Source organism: Acidovorax sp. Root219 (assembly GCF_001428665.1).
Classification (GTDB): Bacteria; Pseudomonadota; Gammaproteobacteria; order Burkholderiales; family Burkholderiaceae_C; genus Acidovorax.
In genome coordinates, this window is sequence record NZ_LMIJ01000047.1 from 117,935 (window position 1) to 134,185 (window position 16,251).

Consider the following 16,251-nt stretch of genomic DNA (forward strand, 5'->3'; position numbering starts at 1 on the left):
TTGTGAAGACAATAGACAATACTGCGCACAAGGTTTGCAAAAATGCACATGATGCGCTGGCCGCTGTGCATGTGCACCTGCACGCTTGACGAGAGCTTCCATGGACTGGGACAACCTGCGCTACTTTCTGGAACTGGCCCGTGCCGGCACCCTGGTGGGTGCGGCGCGCCGCCTCACCGTGGACCACACCACGGTGGCGCGCCGCATCCAGGCGCTGGAAAAGCAGGTCGGCTCGGCCCTGTTCGCCCGCGAGGCCGGCGGCCACCGGCTGACCGAGGCCGGCCGCGCGCTGCTGCCCCAGGTCGAGGCCATGGAAGCCGCCTTTCTGGCGGTGGAGAACGCCGCCCCCGGCGTGCGCCAGGGACTGCAGGGCCTGGTGCGCATCGGCACCACCGAGGGCTTTGGCAACCTGGTGCTGGCACCGCAGCTGGCGCATTTCGCGCTGCAGCACCCGGGCCTGGTGCTCGACCTGCTGGCCCTGCCGCGCCTGGTGCACCTGTCGCGGCGCGAGGCGGACATCGTGATCTCGCTGGAGCGCCCCGCGCGCGGCGCGGTGCTGGTGGTCAAGCTCACCGACTACGTGCTGCAGCTCTACGGCACGCGCGACTACCTGGCCCGCCATGCGCCCATCCGTACCGCGGACGACCTGCGCGGCCACAGCTTCATCAGCTATGTGGACGACCTGCTGTTCACCAAGGAGCTGCAGATCCTTGATGAGTTGCACCGCCCCGCACGCTTTGCGCTGCGCAGCACCAGCATCCTCGCGCAGTACGAGGCGGTGCGCGCCGGTGCCGGGCTGGCGGTGCTGCCGGCCTTCGTCGCCGCGCAGGATCCGGCCCTGGCGCCCGTGCTGCCCGGCATGGCGCGCTTCACGCGCACCTTCTGGATGTCCATGCCCGAGGAGAACAAGCACGTGGCGCGCATGCAGGCCACCTGGGCCTTTCTGCGCGAGACGGTGGCGGCCCAGCAAGGGCTGCTGCTGCCCGAGCCCGTGGACAACACGGCTGGCTGATAGGGCTATGGCGCGAGCAGCGCCCGGTACACGGCATCCCAGGTGTCCGGATTCTGTGCGGCCAGCAGGCCCGGCCGCACGTCCACCGGGGTGTAGCCCGTTCCATCCAGACGCGCCACCTGCCCGCCGGCCTCGGTCAGGAACAGGGCGCCTGGTGCATGGTCCCAGGACTCGGCGCGCCAGAACAGCGCGAAGTGCTGCTGGCCCGCAGCGATGGCAGGGTACTCGTGGCCTGCACAGCGCAGCCCGGGCAGTACCTGGGCGATGCGCCCGGCGCGTGCCTCGGTGCGCGTGCGCAGGTCCTGCGGCAGAAACCGCGTGAAAACGGCACCGCGCAGGGCCTCTTCGCCGGGCGCTGCGTGGGAGGTGTGCGCACGCACGCCGTCGGTCCAGGCCCCGCTGCCGCGCTCTGCGGTATGCATCCGGTCCGCCAGCGGGTCCAGCATCCAGGCGGCCACGGTCTCGCCGCGCCGCACCAGGGCCACCATCACGGCAAAGCAGGGCTGGCCCGCGACGAAATTGGCCGTGCCGTCGAGCGGGTCTACCAGCCACAGGTCGCCGTCGTGGGCAAGGCGCTCGCGCAACTGCGCCTGCGCGCTCACCGCTTCCTCGCCCAGTACCACCGACCCGGGCAACAGGGCCGTCAACCCGGCCGTGATCAATGCCTCTGCCTCCCGATCCGCCGCAGTCACCAGCTCGCCGGGGGACTTCTCCACGATGTCCTGCGCGCGCAGGGCCTGGTAGCGGGGCAGGATGGCCTGCGCCGCCGTCTGGCGCAGGAGTTCGGTGACTTGGTCGATCATGGGGCAGCAGCGGGGCGGGTGAAGCAGGGCAGGGCGATGCTACTACCCCCTGCGCCGGAATGCCTGGCGCGATAGGATCGGCCTCCATGACCTTGCCTGTGGCCCAAACGCCTACCCCGCCCCGCGTGCGCCCACGTGCCGCCGCCATCATCACGCGTCCCGGGAAGGTGCTGCTGCACCGCGCCGAAGGCGATGCGTTCTGGGCCCTGCCCGGCGGCGGCATCGAGCCTGGCGAGAGTGCCAGCGAGGCCCTGGTGCGCGAAATGCAGGAAGAACTCGGCCTGGCGGTGGTGCCCGGCGCGCTGGCTTGCGTGGTCGAGAACTTCTTTCTCTATGCCGGCGTGGCGTACCACGAGACCGGCTTGTACCTGCATGTGCACCCCGCGCCGCAGGGCCTGCTGGACCAGTCCGACGGCCCCTATGAAGGTGTGGAGGGCCTGCGCAGGCTGGAGTTCGCCTGGTTCGAGCGCGCCGAACTGGCGCGGATCGACCTGCGCCCACCCTTCCTGTGCGATGCCCTGGCGCGCGACACCGCGCAGGTGCTGCACATCGTCTACCGCGACCCGCTGCCCCCAGGGGTGCTGCCGGCCCCTTCGCCATCCCCCTCGAAAGCCCCCGCATGAGCCCCAACGACCTGCAGGACTACCTGCACCAGCACATTCCCCTGTCCAGCGCGATGGCCGTGTCCGTGGTGGAGGCATCGCTCGAGCGCGTGGTGCTCAGCGCGCCGCTGGCACCCAACATCAACCACCGCGAGACCGTGTTCGGCGGCAGCGCATCGGCCGTGGCCATCCTGGCCGCGTGGTCCATGCTGCACATGAAGCTCTCGGCACAGAACCTGGGCAGCCGGCTGGTGATCCAGCGCAACACCATGGAGTACGGGCTGCCCATCGACGGGACGTTCACGGCCGTGGCCGAGGCGCCCACCGAGCAGGCCTGGCGCGCCTTCGTGCGCGTGTTCGAGCGCAAGGGCCTGGGCCGCATCAAGCAGGCGTCGGTGCTGATGTACCAGGGGCAGGCAGCCGGGCGGCTCACCGGCGAATTCGTGGCCTTCGGGCAGGGGTATCGGTAGTCCCGCTACCATGCGTCGACCAACTGCAAGGGAGACCACCATGGGACTGCTGGACGGCGTGATGGGCAATGCATCCAAGATCGATGCATCCAAGATTCAGGAAGAGTTCGCCCGCATCCTGATGCCGGGCGAGGTCGTGGAGCATGCCTACCAGCTGATTCGCGACTACTTCGTCTTCACCAACAAGCGCCTGGTCCTGGTGGACAAGCAGGGCATCACCGGCAGCAAGGTCGAATACCACTCGCTGCCTTACAAAAGCATCACCCACTTCAGCATCGAGACCGGTGGCACCTTCGACCTCGATGCCGAGCTCAAGATCTGGATCTCGGGCAGCGCCACGCCGTTCCAGAAGCAGTTCAACAAGAAGCTCAGCATCTACGACGTGCAGAGCGTGCTCGCCAGCTACGTGCTGAAGTAGGGGCATGGCCCGGAAAAGCGGCTGTGCAGCGCCGCTTTTCTGCCCATTGCAGGAGGCGCTTGCCGCATATGCTGGACCACCGGGCGATGGTCTGCCCTGGTGCTTTGCCGGAAAGCACCGGCAGCCAATCCCGGCACAGGAGTCCAGTGGCCATGTCCCCCCTCATTTCCGGCCTCGCGTCCGTCGCATCCTTTCTCTACAACGCCGCCTCGGGCAGCAAATCAGCGGCCTCTTCGCGCACCAGCCAGCCGGCTGCTGCCGAGCCATCGGCCGTGGTCACCCTGAGCAAGGAGGCCGAGGCCCTGACCGGCTTTGCCGGCAAGGGCATCCTGATGGCGTCGGGCAAGCTCGACGGCCCGCTGGGCACACACGCGGCTGCCGATGCGGGCACGGCGCTGACGGCATCGCAGGCAGACCGCGCGGTGTCCAAGAAGGATTTCCAGGAACTGCTCGCCAGCTTTGGCGCCAGCGATGCGCAAAAAGAGCAACTGGCCGCTGGCTTCGACGCCAACCAGGACGGCGCCATCTCGCGCGACGAATTCCTCAAGGGCATTGCCGCCACCTCGGGCACCAACGGCGGCAGCGAGCTGTCGCAGTCACTGCTGCAACTGGTGGACCGCCATGGCAATGCCAACGGCGTGGTGAACCAGACCGAACTGGCACAGCTCACCACGGCGTTTGCCAACGCGCAGCTGCGCAAGGCGGCCTGACCGCCTGCACCCATCGGGCGCATCCAGAAAGCAAAAAAGCGTGGCCGTGCCACGCTTTTTGCTTTGGGCCTTCAGCAGGCCGCCGCAGGTTTATATCCTGCCCATGAGCAGCAGGATCACCAGGATCAGCACCACCAGACCGATGCCGCCGCTGGGTCCATAGCCCCACGAACGGCTGTGGCCCCAGGTGGGCAGCGCGCCGACGAGGATGAGGATCAGGACGATCAGGAGAATGAGGGAGAGCGACATGGCAGTTCCTTTTGTTGTGGTGACTGCATTGTTCGATCACCCCTTGCGCCGGATCGCAGGCGGCGGGCGCGCCCCCATGTCAGGCTTTTCCGACGCAGCGTGTGGGAGGTGCGGGCCCTGGCGTCAGTCGAGCGTGATCCCGGCCTTGGTGATCAACTGCTCGTACTGGACCGATTTGGCCGCAGCGTTGCGGCCGATGTCCTCCACCGACCAGGCCAGCGGCTCGAAGGCGAAGGTGTTGAAGCGCTCGCGCACTTCGGGGTCGGCCAGTGCGGTGAGCACGTCCGCGTGGATCTTGCGCCGCACGGCGGCGGGCACGCCCTTGGGGGCTACCAGTACCACGAAGGAGTTCACATCGAGCTGGGCCGGGCCGCCGGCCTCGGCCACGGTGGGCACGTCGGGCAACTGCGGGATGCGCCTGGGCGCTGCCACCGCCAGGTATTTGATCTTGCCCGCCTTGTAGACCCCCTGGCTTGACGGAATGCTGGCAAAGCTCCAGGCCACCTCGCCGGTGGCCACGTTGGTGTACAGCTGGCTCACCTCCTTGTAGGGCACATGGGTCATGCGCACGCCGGTGAGGGATTCGAGCCACTCGCCGCCCAGGTGGCCCGGGCTGCCCACGCCCCACGATCCATAGCTGAGCTCGCCGGACTTCGTCTTGGCGTCGTTCAGCAGGTCGGTCATGTTCTTCCAGGGCGACTGCGCCGGCACCGCCACCATGAACGGGGTGCGGAACAGCGGCGCCACCGGGTCGAAGGTCTTGAGGGTGTCGACGTTGCGCTTCTTGTACAGGTGCGGCACGGCGGCCAGATGCTCGCTGTCGAGCTGCAGCAGCGTGTACCCGTCGTCTGCGCCGCGCTTGGCAGCATCCATGGCGATGAAGCCGCCGCCGCCGGGGCGGTTGTCCACCGTCACGGTCTGCTTCCACTGGGTTGACAGCTTGTGCGCCACCAGCCGCAGCACGGCATCGGGCCCGCTGCCCACGGCAAAGGCGGTGTAGAGCGTGACCGGCTTGCTCGGAAAGTCGCTGCCCTGGGCATGGCTGGTGCCCGCAGCGCCCATCAACATGCCCGCGCAGGCAAGCGAAACGAGCAATGGGCGTCTGGTGGTCTGGTTCACGGGTGTCTCCTGGAGGTGTGATGGATCGTCTGATGGCTGATTGACAGTATGCTGATGAAAATCATAGGTCCGGTGAATGGCGGATGCGCTCGGTGAAAACCCTTGCTGCGCTTTTGACGGCAAAAATGACCGACGGCAGCTTGCGTTCATGCCATCGTAATTGCTACACTAATCATCAGCATGCTGATTAAATTCATTCAAGAGGTGAGCAATGGAGCAGACAGATGAGCGCGCCGCGGGCCTTCCCGTGCTGGTGGCGGGCGGTGGCATTGGCGGGCTGGCCGCGGCCCTGGCTTTGGTGCGGCAGGGCTTTGCCGTGCAGGTGCTGGAGCAGTCGCCGGCCATCGGCGAGATCGGCGCCGGCATGCAGCTGGGGCCCAATGCCTTTCATGCCTTCGATGCCCTGGGCGTGGGGGAGCAGGCGCGCAGCCGCTCGGTGTTCACCGACTGCATGGTGATGCACGACGCGCTGGACGAGTACCAGGTGGGCCGCATCCCCACGGGCGAGGCGTTCCGTGCCCGCTTCGGCAACCCCTATGCAGTAGTCCACCGCGTGGATGCGCACAACTGCCTGCTGGAGGGTGCGTTGGCCACGGGGCGCGTCACCTTTCAGACGCACACCCGCATCGAGCGCGTCGAGCAGGATGCAGGCGGTGTCACCGCCATCGACCAGCATGGCAAGGCCTGGCGCGGGGTGGCACTGATCGGTGCCGACGGCGTGAAGTCCGTGGTGCGTCAGCAGTACGTGGGCGACCCGGCCCGCGTGACCGGCCACGTGGTCTACCGCGCCGTGGTGGAGCGCGAGGAGTTCCCCGAGGACCTGCGCTGGAATGCCGCCAGCATCTGGGTGGGGCCGCACTGCCACCTGGTGCACTACCCGCTGCGCGGCGGCGAGCAGTACAACGTGGTCGTTACCTTCCACAGCCGCGAGAAGGAGGAGTGGGGGGTGACCGAAGGCAGCCGCGAGGAAGTGCAGAGCTACTTCCAGGACATCTGCCCCCGCGCCCGGCAGCTGATCGACCTGCCCAGGAGCTGGAAGCGCTGGGCCACCGCCGACCGCGAGCCGATCGCCCGCTGGACGCATGGCCGCACCACGCTGCTCGGCGACGCGGCCCACCCTACCACGCAGTACATGGCGCAGGGCGCCTGCATGGCGCTGGAAGACGCCGTGACCCTGGGCGAGGCCCTGCGCGTGCACGGCAACGACTGGGACGCTGCGCTCGACCTGTACCAGCGCTCTCGCGTGGCACGCACCGCGCGCATCGTGCTCTCGGGCCGCGAGATGGGGCGCATCTACCACGCCAAGGGCGTGGAGCGCCTGGTGCGCAACGACCTGTGGCGCGGGCGCAGCCCCGAGCGCTTCTACGACGCCATGGAATGGCTGTATGGCTGGAACGTGGGCAATTGCCTGGCCGCGCACTGAACCTTGAGGAGACACAACACCATGCAAGAACTAGGACGCCTAGAAGACCTGCCCCAGGACTACCGCGATGAACTCGCGCAATCGAACCTCGTGCCCCTGTGGCCCAACCTGCGCGCCATGCTGCCGCCGGGCCAGCCGCGGCCGCGCACCCTGGCCACGCACTGGCCCTATGCGGCGCTGCGGCCTCTGCTGATGCGGGCGGGCGAGCTCACGCCCATCGAGAAGGCCGAGCGCCGGGTGCTGGTGCTGGCCAACCCCGGCCACGGGCCGGACAGCATGCAGGCCAGCGCCGCCATGTACTTGGGCATGCAGCTGCTGCTGCCCGGCGAGTGGGCGCCCGCGCACCGCCACACACCGAATGCCGTGCGCATGGTGGTGGAAGGCGAGGGCGCCTGCACCACGGTGGACGGCGAGCGCTGTCCCATGGAGCGCGGCGACCTGATCCTCACGCCCACCGGCCTGTGGCACGAACACGCCCACGAGGGCACCGCACCCGTGGTCTGGCTCGACGTGCTGGACCTGCCGCTGGTGCACTACCTGGAGGCCTCGTACCACGTGGATGGGCCGCGCCAGGCCATCACCCAGGCTGCGGGCGATGGTGCCTACGCACGCGGCGGCATCGTGCCCACGCCAGTGTTCGGGCGCACGCAGCGCGCCTACCCGATGCTGCGCTACCCGTGGGCCCAGGCCCGGGCGGCGCTGCAATCGCTGGCGGCTGACCAGCCCGCGCTCGCGTCGGTGCAGATCACCTACGTGAACCCCGAGACCGGCGCCGATGCCCAGAACATCCTCGGCTTCTACGCCCAGATGCTGCGCCCGGGCCAGACGCTGCGCCTGCCCGCGCGCTCGCCGGCCATGGTGTTCCACCTGATCGAGGGCGCGGCCGACGTGCAGGTGCAGGAGCAGTGCTTTGCGCTGGCCGAGGCCGACACCTGCTGCGCCCCGGGCTACACCGCCGTCACGCTGGCCAACCGCTCGGCCGACCAGCCGGCCTTTTTCTTCATCGCCGACGAAAGCCCGCTGCACCGCAAGCTGGGCGTGTTCGAGAACCGTGGCTGATCGCTGCGCCATTCCTTTTGTCTTTTTGAAAGCCCTGCATGTCCACCACCTACCTCTGGACCCCTCCCGCCACCGTATCCCTGCCCGTGCGCGGCCAGGCCGCGCGCCTGCCCGTGAACCGCCTGTTCTTCGTGGGCCGCAACTACCACGCCCACGCGGTCGAGATGGGCCGCCCCGTGGACAAGTCGCAGGAGCGGCCGTTCTACTTCACCAAGTCGCCGTCCACGGTGGTCGAATCCGGCGCCACCGTGGCCTATCCGCCGGGCACCGAGAGCTACCACTACGAGATGGAACTGGTGGTAGCCATCGGGACGGCGGGCTTTCGCATTGCGCCGGAGCAGGCGCACACCCACATCTACGGCTATGCCTGCGGGCTGGACATGACGCGGCGCGACCTGCAGCTCGTGGCGCGCGACAAGGGCCGGCCGTGGGACCTGGGCAAGGATGTGGAGCAGTCCTCCATCGCCTCCGAGGTCGTGCCCCTGCCCGGCGTGGTGATCGAGCGTGGGGCCATTGCGCTCAGCGTCAACGGCCAGGTGCGCCAGCAGTCCGACGTCGACCAGCTCATCTGGAACATCCGCGAGCTCCTTGCCGACCTGTCGCAGTTCTACCACCTGCAGCCGGGCGATCTGGTCTACACCGGCACGCCCGAGGGTGTCGGCGCGGTCGTGCCGGGCGACCGCATCGAGGGCCATGTCGAGGGCGTGGGCTCCATCACGCTGGCCGTGGGCCCCGCGGAATGAGCGGCGCTACCGGCATGAAGCTGCACCACTTCTTTCGCAGCGGCACCTCGCACCGGCTGCGCATCGCGCTGCACCTCAAGGGCCTCGAAGTCGAACACATTCCCGTGGACCTGCGCCAGGAAGAGCACCTGGGTGACGCTTACCGCGCCATCAACCCGCAGAGGCTGGTGCCCGCGCTGCAGCATGACGGGCAGACTTTCATCCAGTCGCCCGCCATCATCGAATGGCTGGAGGAGCGCTACCCCGAGCCGCCGCTGCTGCCGGCGGGCGCCGATGCCCGCGCCCACGTGCGCGCCCTGGCCGCACTGGTAGGCTGCGATATCCACCCGGTCAACAACCGCCGCATCCTGGAGTATTTGCGCCACCAATTGGGCTGCGACGAGGTAGCGGTGAATGCCTGGTGCGCCACCTGGATAGGCGCGGGCTTCGACGCCTATGAGGCGCTGCTGGCGCGCGATACCGGGCGCGGCGCCTTCAGCTTCGGGCATGCGCCCACGCTGGCCGATGTGTACCTGTTGCCCCAGGTCGAAAGCGCGCGCCGCTTCCAGGTCGATCTGGCGCGCTGGCCGCTCATCAGCGCGGTAGACGCGGCCTGCGCTGCCTTGCCTGCCTTCCGGCTCGCAGCGCCTGCGGCCCAGGCGGGCGCGTGAGTGCCCGGCCCGGCAGCGGCTTCCGATAGACTGCGGCCTCACGGATTGCCGCTGCCTGCTGTCCACCACCGCCCGCCTGCTCGCTTGTCTGCCCATGTCCTCATCCCATTCCCCAGCGCTTGAAGAACTGCCCGGCCACTACATCCGCCGGTTGCAGCAGATCGCGGTGGCCATCTTCCTCGAAGAGACGCAGGAAGTGGGCATCACCCCCGTGCAGTTCGCCGCGCTGGCGGCCGTGCAGCGCGAACCGGGCCTGGACCAGCGCCGGCTGGCTGGCCGCATCGGCTTTGACACCTCGACCATCGGCAGCGTGATCGACCGGCTCGAGGCGCGCGGCTGGATGGTGCGCAACAGCAGCCCGGGCGACCGGCGTGTGCGCCTGCTGATGCTCACGCCCGACGGCGAAGACCTGCTGCGCCAGGTGGAGCCCGGTATGCGCCGCGCCCAGAAGCGCATGCTGGCCCCCCTGCCGCCCGAGCAGGGCGAGCTCTTCATGGCCATGCTCAAGACCCTGGTCAACGCCAACAACGTGCTCAGCCGGGCGCCCAGCGTCACCAGCACGCCCGAGCTGCCCGCCTCGCGCACCCGAGCCAAGGCCAGCAAGGGCTGACCAGGAATGAAAAAGGTGGCGAGCCCGAGGGCTGCGCCACCTTGTCATGCATGCGGTCCGGAGTCCCGGTGTCAGTGGGCCCCTGCGGCGTCGGCCGAGGCGGCGCCCCCTTGCGATGGCCGCTTGGTCAGCCAGATCAGCCCGATCAGCAGCACGAACAGGCCGGCCGATCCGAGGAAGATGTCGTCTGCCGCGCGGGTGAAGGCCTGCTGGTCGATCAGCCGGTTCACCTGCGCCAGTGCCTGCAACTGCGTCATGCCAGACGCCATCAGGTTGTCCAGCGTGGCGCCGAACACGCCCTGGCCCTGGATCAGGCCCTCGGTCAGGTGGGCATGGTGCATGGCGGCCCGGCTCTCCCACAGCGTGGTGGCGATGGACGTGCCCATCGCCCCGGCGGTGATGCGCACGAAGTTGCTCAGGCCCGCAGCGGCCGGGATGCGTTCGGGCGGCAGGCCCGACAGCGTCAGCGTGGTCAGCGGGATGAAGAAGAACGCCATGGCCGCGCCCTGCAGCAGGGTGGGGATCAGGATGTGCACGAAGTCGGTCTGCACGGTGAACTGCGAGCGCATCCACAGCACGATGCCGAACACGATGAACGCGCCCGTCGCCATGCGCCGCGGATCCCACTGGCCCACCTTCTTGCCCACCAGCGGCGTGAGCAGGATGGCGAAGACGCCCACCGGCGCCAGCGCCATGCCGGCCGAGGTGGCGGTGTAGCCCATCCACTGCTGCAGCCACAGCGGCAGCAGCACCACGTTGCCGAAGAACAGCGCGTAGGCCACCGACAGCGCCAGCGCCCCGAAGGTGAAGTTGCGGCCCTTGAAGAGCTTGAGGTCCACCACCGGGTGCTTGTCGGTGAGCTCCCAGACCAGGAACACCGCGAACGCCACCACGGCCACCACCGCCATCAGGATGATCTCGTTGGAGGCGAACCAGTCGAGCTCCTTGCCCTTGTCGAGCATGAGCTGCAGCGCGCCCACCCACAGCACCAGCAGGGACAGGCCCACGGTGTCGATAGGCAGCTTGCGGATCGGCGTTTCGCGCTTGCGGTAGATGCCCCAGGTCAGCAGGCCGGCCAGCAGCCCCACCGGCACGTTGATGTAGAAGATCCACGGCCAGGAGATGTTGTCGGTGATCCACCCGCCCAAGAGCGGCCCCACCACGGGCGCGACCAGCGTGGTCACGCCCCAAAGGGCCAGCGCCGTGCCCGCCAGGGCGCGCGGGTAGCTGGCCAGCAGCAGGGTCTGCGACAGCGGGATCATGGGCCCGGCGACCAGGCCCTGCAGCACGCGGAAGAAGACCAGCATCTCCAGCGACGAGGCAAAGCCGCACAGCCAGGAGGTCAGCACAAACAGCAGCACGCTCATGGTGAACAGCCGCACCGCGCCAAAGCGCTGCGTGAGCCAGCCCGTGAGCGGCACCGAGATGGCGTTGGCCACGCCGAAGCTGGTGATGACCCAGGTGCCCTGGCCCGGGCTCACGCCCAGGTCGCCGGCAATGGCGGGGATGGAGACGTTGGCGATGGACGAATCGAGCACGTTCATGAACGTGGCCAGCGACAGCGACAGCGTGCCCAGCAGCAGGGCCGTGCCCTGCAGCGGTGGATACGCCGCAGGCGGCCCGGGCGGGGCGGCTGGCGGCGTCGTCACAGCAGGCGGCGCCGAGGCGCCGGCCTGGTCTGCGGTGGGGTTGGCGGCAGTCATGCGGACTCCGGCTTACTGCACCACAGGGGCACGCACGGGCGCCGAAGCGTGGTTCTGTGCCTGCGCTGCGCTGCTGGCCTGTGCCTGGGTCACCTTGGGTGAGGCCACGGCCACGGCCTTGCGGCCCAGGTTGGCGGCGATGATGTTTGCCACCTCGTCGTCAGCGGCCTTGAACTGCTCGTCGAACACGGCAGTGGCGGCCACGGGCGTCGTGCGCTGCGTGTCCGACAGGGTCTTGCCGCTCTGGTCGGCGGTGTCCACCTTCACGTCCATCGACAGGCCCACGCGCAAGGCGTGTTCACTGACTTCCTTGGGGTCCAGCGCAATGCGCACGGGCACGCGCTGCACCACCTTGATCCAGTTGCCTGTGGCGTTCTGCGCGGGCAGCAGGGCAAACGCGGCGCCGGTGCCGGCACCCAGGCCCGTGACCTTGCCGTGGTAGACCACCTTGGTGCCGTACACGTCGGCCACCAGCTCGGCGGGCTGGCCGATGCGCAGGTTCTGCAGCTGGCTTTCCTTGAAGTTGGCGTCCACCCACAGGTCGTTCAGCGCCACCAGCGTCATCAGCGGGGCGCCGGCCTGCACACGCTGGCCCACCTGCACGCCGCGCTTGGCGACATGGCCGTCGAGCGGTGCGAGCAACTGGGCGCGCTGCACGGCCAGGTAGGCCTCGCGCACGCGGGCCGAGGCGCGCTGCACGTTGGGGTGCTGCTCGATGGAGGTGCCTTCGGTCTGGGTCTGGCTGGCGGCCAACTGCTCCTGCGCTGCCACCACGGCGGCCTGGGCCGCTGCCACCGTGCTCTTGGCAGAGGTCACCTGGGCATTGGCGTGCTGGAACTCTTCCTTGCCCACGGCGCCGCTGGCCATCAGCGGGGCCCGGCGGGCCACGTCGTCCTGCAGGCGCGCGGCATCGGCCTGGGCGCGGGCCAGGTCGGCGCTGCGCAGGCTGACCTGGGCCTTCAGGGTGGAGTTATTGGCGAACAGCGTGCGCACTTCGCGCACCGTCTGCGCCAGTTGGGCCTCGGCCTGCTCCAGCGCGACGCGGGCGTCGGCGGGGTCGAGCTTGACCAGCAACTGGCCGGCCTTCACGTAGTCGGTGTCGTCCGCACCGATGGAGACCACGGTGCCACCGACCTGCGGCGTGATCTGCACCACGTTGCCCGCGACGTAGGCGTTGTCGGTGGTCTCCATGTGGCGGCCATTGGCCCAGTGCCACGCGCCCCAGCCGATGGCGGCAATGGCCACGGCGGCGGCGATCAGGGTCAGGCCGCGGCGGCGCGCGGGGTTGGTGGCTTCTTTGTTGGAGGCAAGGGGTTCGCTCATGGCAAGGGTCCTTCGGGAATGTGCTTGTTGTGTATGGTTTTGTATGCGTCGGGGTGCTGGCGGTCAGCGCGCGGCGGTCTGCAGCGTGGCAGTGTCGTCCGTCCAGCCGCCGCCCAGGGCCTTCATCAGCTGCAGGCGGGTGTCGAGCTGGCGTGCGCGCAGGTCCACGGCCAGGCGGCGCTGGGCCAGCACCTGGCTTTCTGTGGAGAGCACCACCAGGTAGTTGCCCAGGCCCGCGCGGTAGCGCTCCTGTGCGAAGCGGTAGGCCTTTTCGGCGCTGGCGGCGGCCTCGTCCTGCAGCGCCTGCTGGCGCGTGAGCGACTGCACGGAAGCCATGGCGTCGCCGGCTTCCTTCACGGCGTCGAGCACCATGCCGTTGTACTGGGCTATGGCAGCGTCGAGCTCGGCCTGGCGGCCGCCCAGTTGGGCGCGCAGCCGGCCACCGTCGAAGATCGGCAGGCGCAGCGCGGGCGTCACGCCCATCTGGCGCGAGCCTGCGTTGAACAGATTGTCCAGCCCCAGCGAGTTCAGGCCGATGAAGGCGGCGATATTGATGTTGGGGTAGAACTCCGTGCGCGCGACCTTCACGCCCTGGGTGGCGGCTTCCACACGCCAGCGCGCAGCCACCACGTCGGGGCGGCGGCCCAGCAGGTCGGCACCCAGCGCGTCGGGCACGGCCGTGGGCTGCAGGGCGGCCAGTTGCGGGGTCAGCGAAGTCAGCGCATCGGGCGCCTGGCCGCTGAGCACGGCGACCTGGCGGCGCGCCAGGGTGATCTGCTCTTCCAGGGCCTCGATCTGGGTGCGCGCATCGGGCACGGCGGCCTGGGCCTGGGTCAGCTCGACCTGGCTATCGAGGCCTGCGGCCACGCGGTCGTTGGTCAGGCGGCGCTGCTCTTCACGCTGCGCAAGGGCCCGCACGGCCACCTCGCGCTGCGACACCAGGCGGGCCAGGGCCACATAGCTGCGGCCCACTTGGGCGGCCAGGGTGTTGGCGGCAGCGGCGGCATCGGCCTGGGCGGCGCGGGCCTGGCCCAGGGCCGCTTCCAGCTCGGCCGCGTGCTGGCCAAAGAAGTCGGGCGACCAGCTGAAGCTGGCCTGCACCGTGCCGCTGTTGTAGGTGTTGCCGGCCACCGGGGCGGGCACCAGGCCGTGGGCCGTGTAGCGCTGGCGCGTGGCATCCACGCCCAGGTTCACCTGCGGGCCGTTGGCGGCTTCGCGCACCTGGCTCAGCGCCACGGCCTGCTCCAGCCGGGCGCGGCTCACGGCCAGGCTGGGGCTGCCCTGCAGGGCCTTGTCGACCAGGGCGTTGAGCTGCGCATCACCGAGGGTGGTCCACCATTGCGAGGGGGCGGCCGACTCGGTGGCCGACGCATTCAGACCCAGCGCGGCCGGCGTGGTCTGGGCCAGTGGCGTGTGCGCTGCGCCGGGGCTGGCGCAGCCGACCAGGAAGAGGGCGGCCGCCAGCGCGACGGCCGACACGGCGAAATGGGCCGCCATAGCGGCACGGGTGGACAGGGGGGTGGTGGATGAGGACATGTCTGCTATCTCTTGGGGGGATACGGGGGCGGGGCGGCCGGGTCAGGCGGCCGGTGGCTGCTGTTGTTGTTCCTGGCGCACGGCATCGCCGTTGGCCAGCATGCGGCGCAGCATGCTGAGCAGCTGCTGCCATTCATCGCGGGTGAAACCGCGCAGGTGGTTGTTGAGCACTTCGGCGAGCACAGGGGGCACCTTGGCGGCGACGGCCTCGCCTTCGGGCGTGAGCACCACGTGCACCACGCGCCGGTCGGTGGTCGAGCGTTCGCGCAGCACCAGGCCCTTGGCTTCCAGGCGGTCCAGCGTGCGCGTCATCGAGGCTGCGTCCGTCTCCAGCTCGCGGGCCATCACGGCCACCGTGGCCGCGGCCTGGCCCGTCATGGCCTGGCATTTGGAGATCTTGAACAGCGGCAGCCACTGCGCGAAGGTGAGGTCGTGGGTGGACAGCTGCGCGTCCGCCTGCGTGCGGATGGACGACATCACCTTGCGCATCAGGTAGCCCACGCTTTCCTCGGCAGGGCTGTGGCTCTTGCCGTAGAAAGGGGTGGACGAAGCGGGTGCGGAGCTGGTTGTCATGGGATAGGAATTTAATTGACTAGACAATGATTGTCATTGCAATCAATTAATTCCCGAGCTGTAACTAGGGGTTATTACCAGTGTCGCTGGGGGTTGTCGGCGTGGCTTCGCAGGGGCGGGTGCACTGCCCGATATAGTGGGCGGGCCATGTCGGCAGTCCTGCGGGTATCCCCGAATCGTTCATGACCACCACTGCTTCCCCCATCGCGCCTGCGGACCCTTCTTCGTTGTTGCGCATCGCCGTCATGGGCGCCGGGGCGGTGGGCTGCTACTACGGCGCGCTGCTGTCCCGCGCCGGCCACCCTGTGACCCTCATTGGCCGTGAGGCCCATGTGCAGGCCGTGCAGCAGCGGGGCTTGCGCCTGCAGACCGCGGTGCTCGACGTGCAGGTGCCCATGCGGGCCAGCACCGAGGCCAGTGCCGTGCAGGGCGCCGACGTGGTGCTGTTCTGCGTCAAATCCTCGGATTCTGAAGACGCGGCGCGCCAGATCCGCCCCTTCCTCGCGCCCGGTGCGCTGGTGCTCACGCTGCAGAACGGGGCGGACAACGACGAGCGCGTGCGCGCCGTGCTGGACGCCAGCACACCCGTGGCGGCTGCCGTGGTCTACGTGGCCACCGCCATGGCCGGGCCCGGGCATGTGCAGCACCATGGCCGGGGTGAGCTGGTGATTGCGCCCTCGCCGCGCAGCGAGGCGGTGGCGGCACAGTTCGCCGCCGCCGGCATTCCCACGCAGATCTCGGACAACGTGCGCGGCGCGCTGTGGGCCAAGCTGGTGCTCAACTGCGCCTACAACGCGCTGTCGGCACTGTCGCAGCAGCCCTATGGCCCCCTTGTGCAGGTGCCGGGCGTGACGGATGTGATCGCCGACACCGTGGCCGAATGCCTGGCTGTGGCGAAGGCCGACGGCGTCACCATCCCTGGGGACATACAGGCCGCCGTGCGCGGCATCGCGGCCACCATGCCGGGCCAGTATTCGTCCACCGCGCAGGACCTGGCGCGCGGCAAGCCCAGCGAGATAGACCACCTCAACGGCTATGTGGTGCGCCGTGGCGCGGCCCTGGGCGTGCCCACTCCGCTGAACCGCGCGCTGCAGGTGCTGGTGAAGCTGGCGGAAGGGCGGGGTGGTTCTGGATCGGCTTTCGGTGGTGGTTGACGCTTGCCTGTGCTGAGTGCGGGAGCCGGGATGTGCGCCCGGCGGCGCAGTAACTTTCTCTTGGCCGCCAAGAGGGTGTAGAAGAAATCTATTT

Annotated in this window: 18 protein-coding genes; 11 read left to right on the top strand and 7 right to left on the bottom strand. The window is 69.0% G+C overall.

All coding sequences use genetic code 11. The annotated features are described in order from the left end of the window. Positions 1-100 precede the first annotated feature (100 nt). Entirely contained in the window at positions 101-1,012 is a 912-nt protein-coding gene (locus tag ASE28_RS30550) for a LysR family transcriptional regulator (protein WP_057269744.1), read from the top strand. Between the two features lie 5 nt (positions 1,013-1,017). Here the strand turns inward: ASE28_RS30550 and ASE28_RS30555 are convergent, their stop codons facing one another. After that, positions 1,018-1,815, bottom strand: coding sequence for an inositol monophosphatase (locus tag ASE28_RS30555; protein WP_057269745.1), 798 nt, complete (start codon positions 1,813-1,815; stop codon positions 1,018-1,020). A gap of 86 nt (positions 1,816-1,901) precedes the next feature. On the opposite strand from ASE28_RS30555, the gene ASE28_RS30560 reads away from it, so the two are divergent. The 4 genes from ASE28_RS30560 to ASE28_RS30575 all read left to right on the top strand — a co-directional run bounded on the left by ASE28_RS30560 (position 1,902) and on the right by ASE28_RS30575 (position 4,015). Continuing rightward, positions 1,902-2,438 (top strand): NUDIX hydrolase, encoded by a 537-nt coding sequence (locus tag ASE28_RS30560; protein WP_057269746.1) that lies wholly within the window; start codon positions 1,902-1,904, stop codon positions 2,436-2,438. Then, positions 2,435-2,887, top strand: a complete 453-nt coding sequence (locus ASE28_RS30565) for a YiiD C-terminal domain-containing protein (protein ID WP_057269747.1) — start codon at positions 2,435-2,437, stop codon at positions 2,885-2,887. The genes ASE28_RS30560 and ASE28_RS30565 overlap by 4 nt, the downstream gene beginning before the upstream one ends. Before the next feature lie 40 nt (positions 2,888-2,927). Then, positions 2,928-3,305: a PH domain-containing protein gene (locus tag ASE28_RS30570; RefSeq protein ID WP_057203736.1), complete on the top strand. Its 378-nt coding sequence runs from the start codon at positions 2,928-2,930 to the stop codon at positions 3,303-3,305. Between the two features lie 152 nt (positions 3,306-3,457). Then, the gene (locus tag ASE28_RS30575) at positions 3,458-4,015 is read left to right on the top strand and encodes a hypothetical protein (RefSeq protein WP_057203735.1); all 558 of its coding nucleotides are present in this window, start codon (positions 3,458-3,460) and stop codon (positions 4,013-4,015) included. Between the two features lie 90 nt (positions 4,016-4,105). Here ASE28_RS30575 and ASE28_RS31735 read toward each other — a convergent pair whose 3' ends face one another. Together ASE28_RS31735 and ASE28_RS30580 are read right to left on the bottom strand one after the other, a co-directional pair. Continuing rightward, the gene (locus ASE28_RS31735; RefSeq protein ID WP_007856361.1) at positions 4,106-4,264 is read right to left on the bottom strand and encodes a DUF3309 family protein; all 159 of its coding nucleotides are present in this window, start codon (positions 4,262-4,264) and stop codon (positions 4,106-4,108) included. A gap of 123 nt (positions 4,265-4,387) precedes the next feature. Then, the gene (locus tag ASE28_RS30580) at positions 4,388-5,332 is read right to left on the bottom strand and encodes a tripartite tricarboxylate transporter substrate binding protein (RefSeq protein ID WP_082608322.1); all 945 of its coding nucleotides are present in this window, start codon (positions 5,330-5,332) and stop codon (positions 4,388-4,390) included. Positions 5,333-5,594: 262 nt separating this feature from the next. Between ASE28_RS30580 and ASE28_RS30585 the strand changes: the two genes are divergently transcribed. From ASE28_RS30585 to ASE28_RS30605, 5 genes are all read left to right on the top strand, one after another. Continuing rightward, complete coding sequence (locus tag ASE28_RS30585; RefSeq protein WP_057269748.1) at positions 5,595-6,806, top strand: 3-hydroxybenzoate 6-monooxygenase; 1,212 nt, start codon at positions 5,595-5,597, stop codon at positions 6,804-6,806. A 21-nt stretch (positions 6,807-6,827) separates the two neighbouring features. Continuing rightward, positions 6,828-7,865, top strand: coding sequence for a cupin domain-containing protein (locus tag ASE28_RS30590; protein WP_057269749.1), 1,038 nt, complete (start codon positions 6,828-6,830; stop codon positions 7,863-7,865). A gap of 38 nt (positions 7,866-7,903) precedes the next feature. Further along, positions 7,904-8,608 carry a fumarylacetoacetate hydrolase family protein gene (locus tag ASE28_RS30595; protein WP_057203732.1) on the top strand — a complete coding sequence of 235 codons (705 nt, stop codon included), beginning with the start codon at positions 7,904-7,906 and terminating at the stop codon, positions 8,606-8,608. A 14-nt stretch (positions 8,609-8,622) separates the two neighbouring features. Then, positions 8,623-9,258, top strand: a complete 636-nt coding sequence (maiA, locus tag ASE28_RS30600; protein WP_057203863.1) for a maleylacetoacetate isomerase — start codon at positions 8,623-8,625, stop codon at positions 9,256-9,258. Between the two features lie 94 nt (positions 9,259-9,352). Further along, positions 9,353-9,868 carry a MarR family winged helix-turn-helix transcriptional regulator gene (locus ASE28_RS30605; protein ID WP_057203731.1) on the top strand — a complete coding sequence of 172 codons (516 nt, stop codon included), beginning with the start codon at positions 9,353-9,355 and terminating at the stop codon, positions 9,866-9,868. A gap of 71 nt (positions 9,869-9,939) precedes the next feature. Here the strand turns inward: ASE28_RS30605 and ASE28_RS30610 are convergent, their stop codons facing one another. From ASE28_RS30610 to ASE28_RS30625, 4 genes are all read right to left on the bottom strand, one after another. Continuing rightward, the gene (locus ASE28_RS30610; RefSeq protein ID WP_255357698.1) at positions 9,940-11,571 is read right to left on the bottom strand and encodes a DHA2 family efflux MFS transporter permease subunit; all 1,632 of its coding nucleotides are present in this window, start codon (positions 11,569-11,571) and stop codon (positions 9,940-9,942) included. A 12-nt stretch (positions 11,572-11,583) separates the two neighbouring features. Further along, complete coding sequence (locus ASE28_RS30615) at positions 11,584-12,894, bottom strand: HlyD family efflux transporter periplasmic adaptor subunit (RefSeq protein WP_057269750.1); 1,311 nt, start codon at positions 12,892-12,894, stop codon at positions 11,584-11,586. A gap of 63 nt (positions 12,895-12,957) precedes the next feature. After that, the gene (locus ASE28_RS30620; RefSeq protein ID WP_057269751.1) at positions 12,958-14,430 is read right to left on the bottom strand and encodes an efflux transporter outer membrane subunit; all 1,473 of its coding nucleotides are present in this window, start codon (positions 14,428-14,430) and stop codon (positions 12,958-12,960) included. A 42-nt stretch (positions 14,431-14,472) separates the two neighbouring features. Further along, complete coding sequence (locus ASE28_RS30625) at positions 14,473-15,003, bottom strand: MarR family winged helix-turn-helix transcriptional regulator (RefSeq protein WP_057269752.1); 531 nt, start codon at positions 15,001-15,003, stop codon at positions 14,473-14,475. Positions 15,004-15,185: 182 nt separating this feature from the next. Here ASE28_RS30625 and ASE28_RS30630 point away from each other — a divergent pair, with 182 nt between their 5' ends. Beyond that, positions 15,186-16,157, top strand: coding sequence for a ketopantoate reductase family protein (locus tag ASE28_RS30630; protein WP_057269753.1), 972 nt, complete (start codon positions 15,186-15,188; stop codon positions 16,155-16,157). The last annotated feature ends 94 nt before the right edge of the window (positions 16,158-16,251 follow it).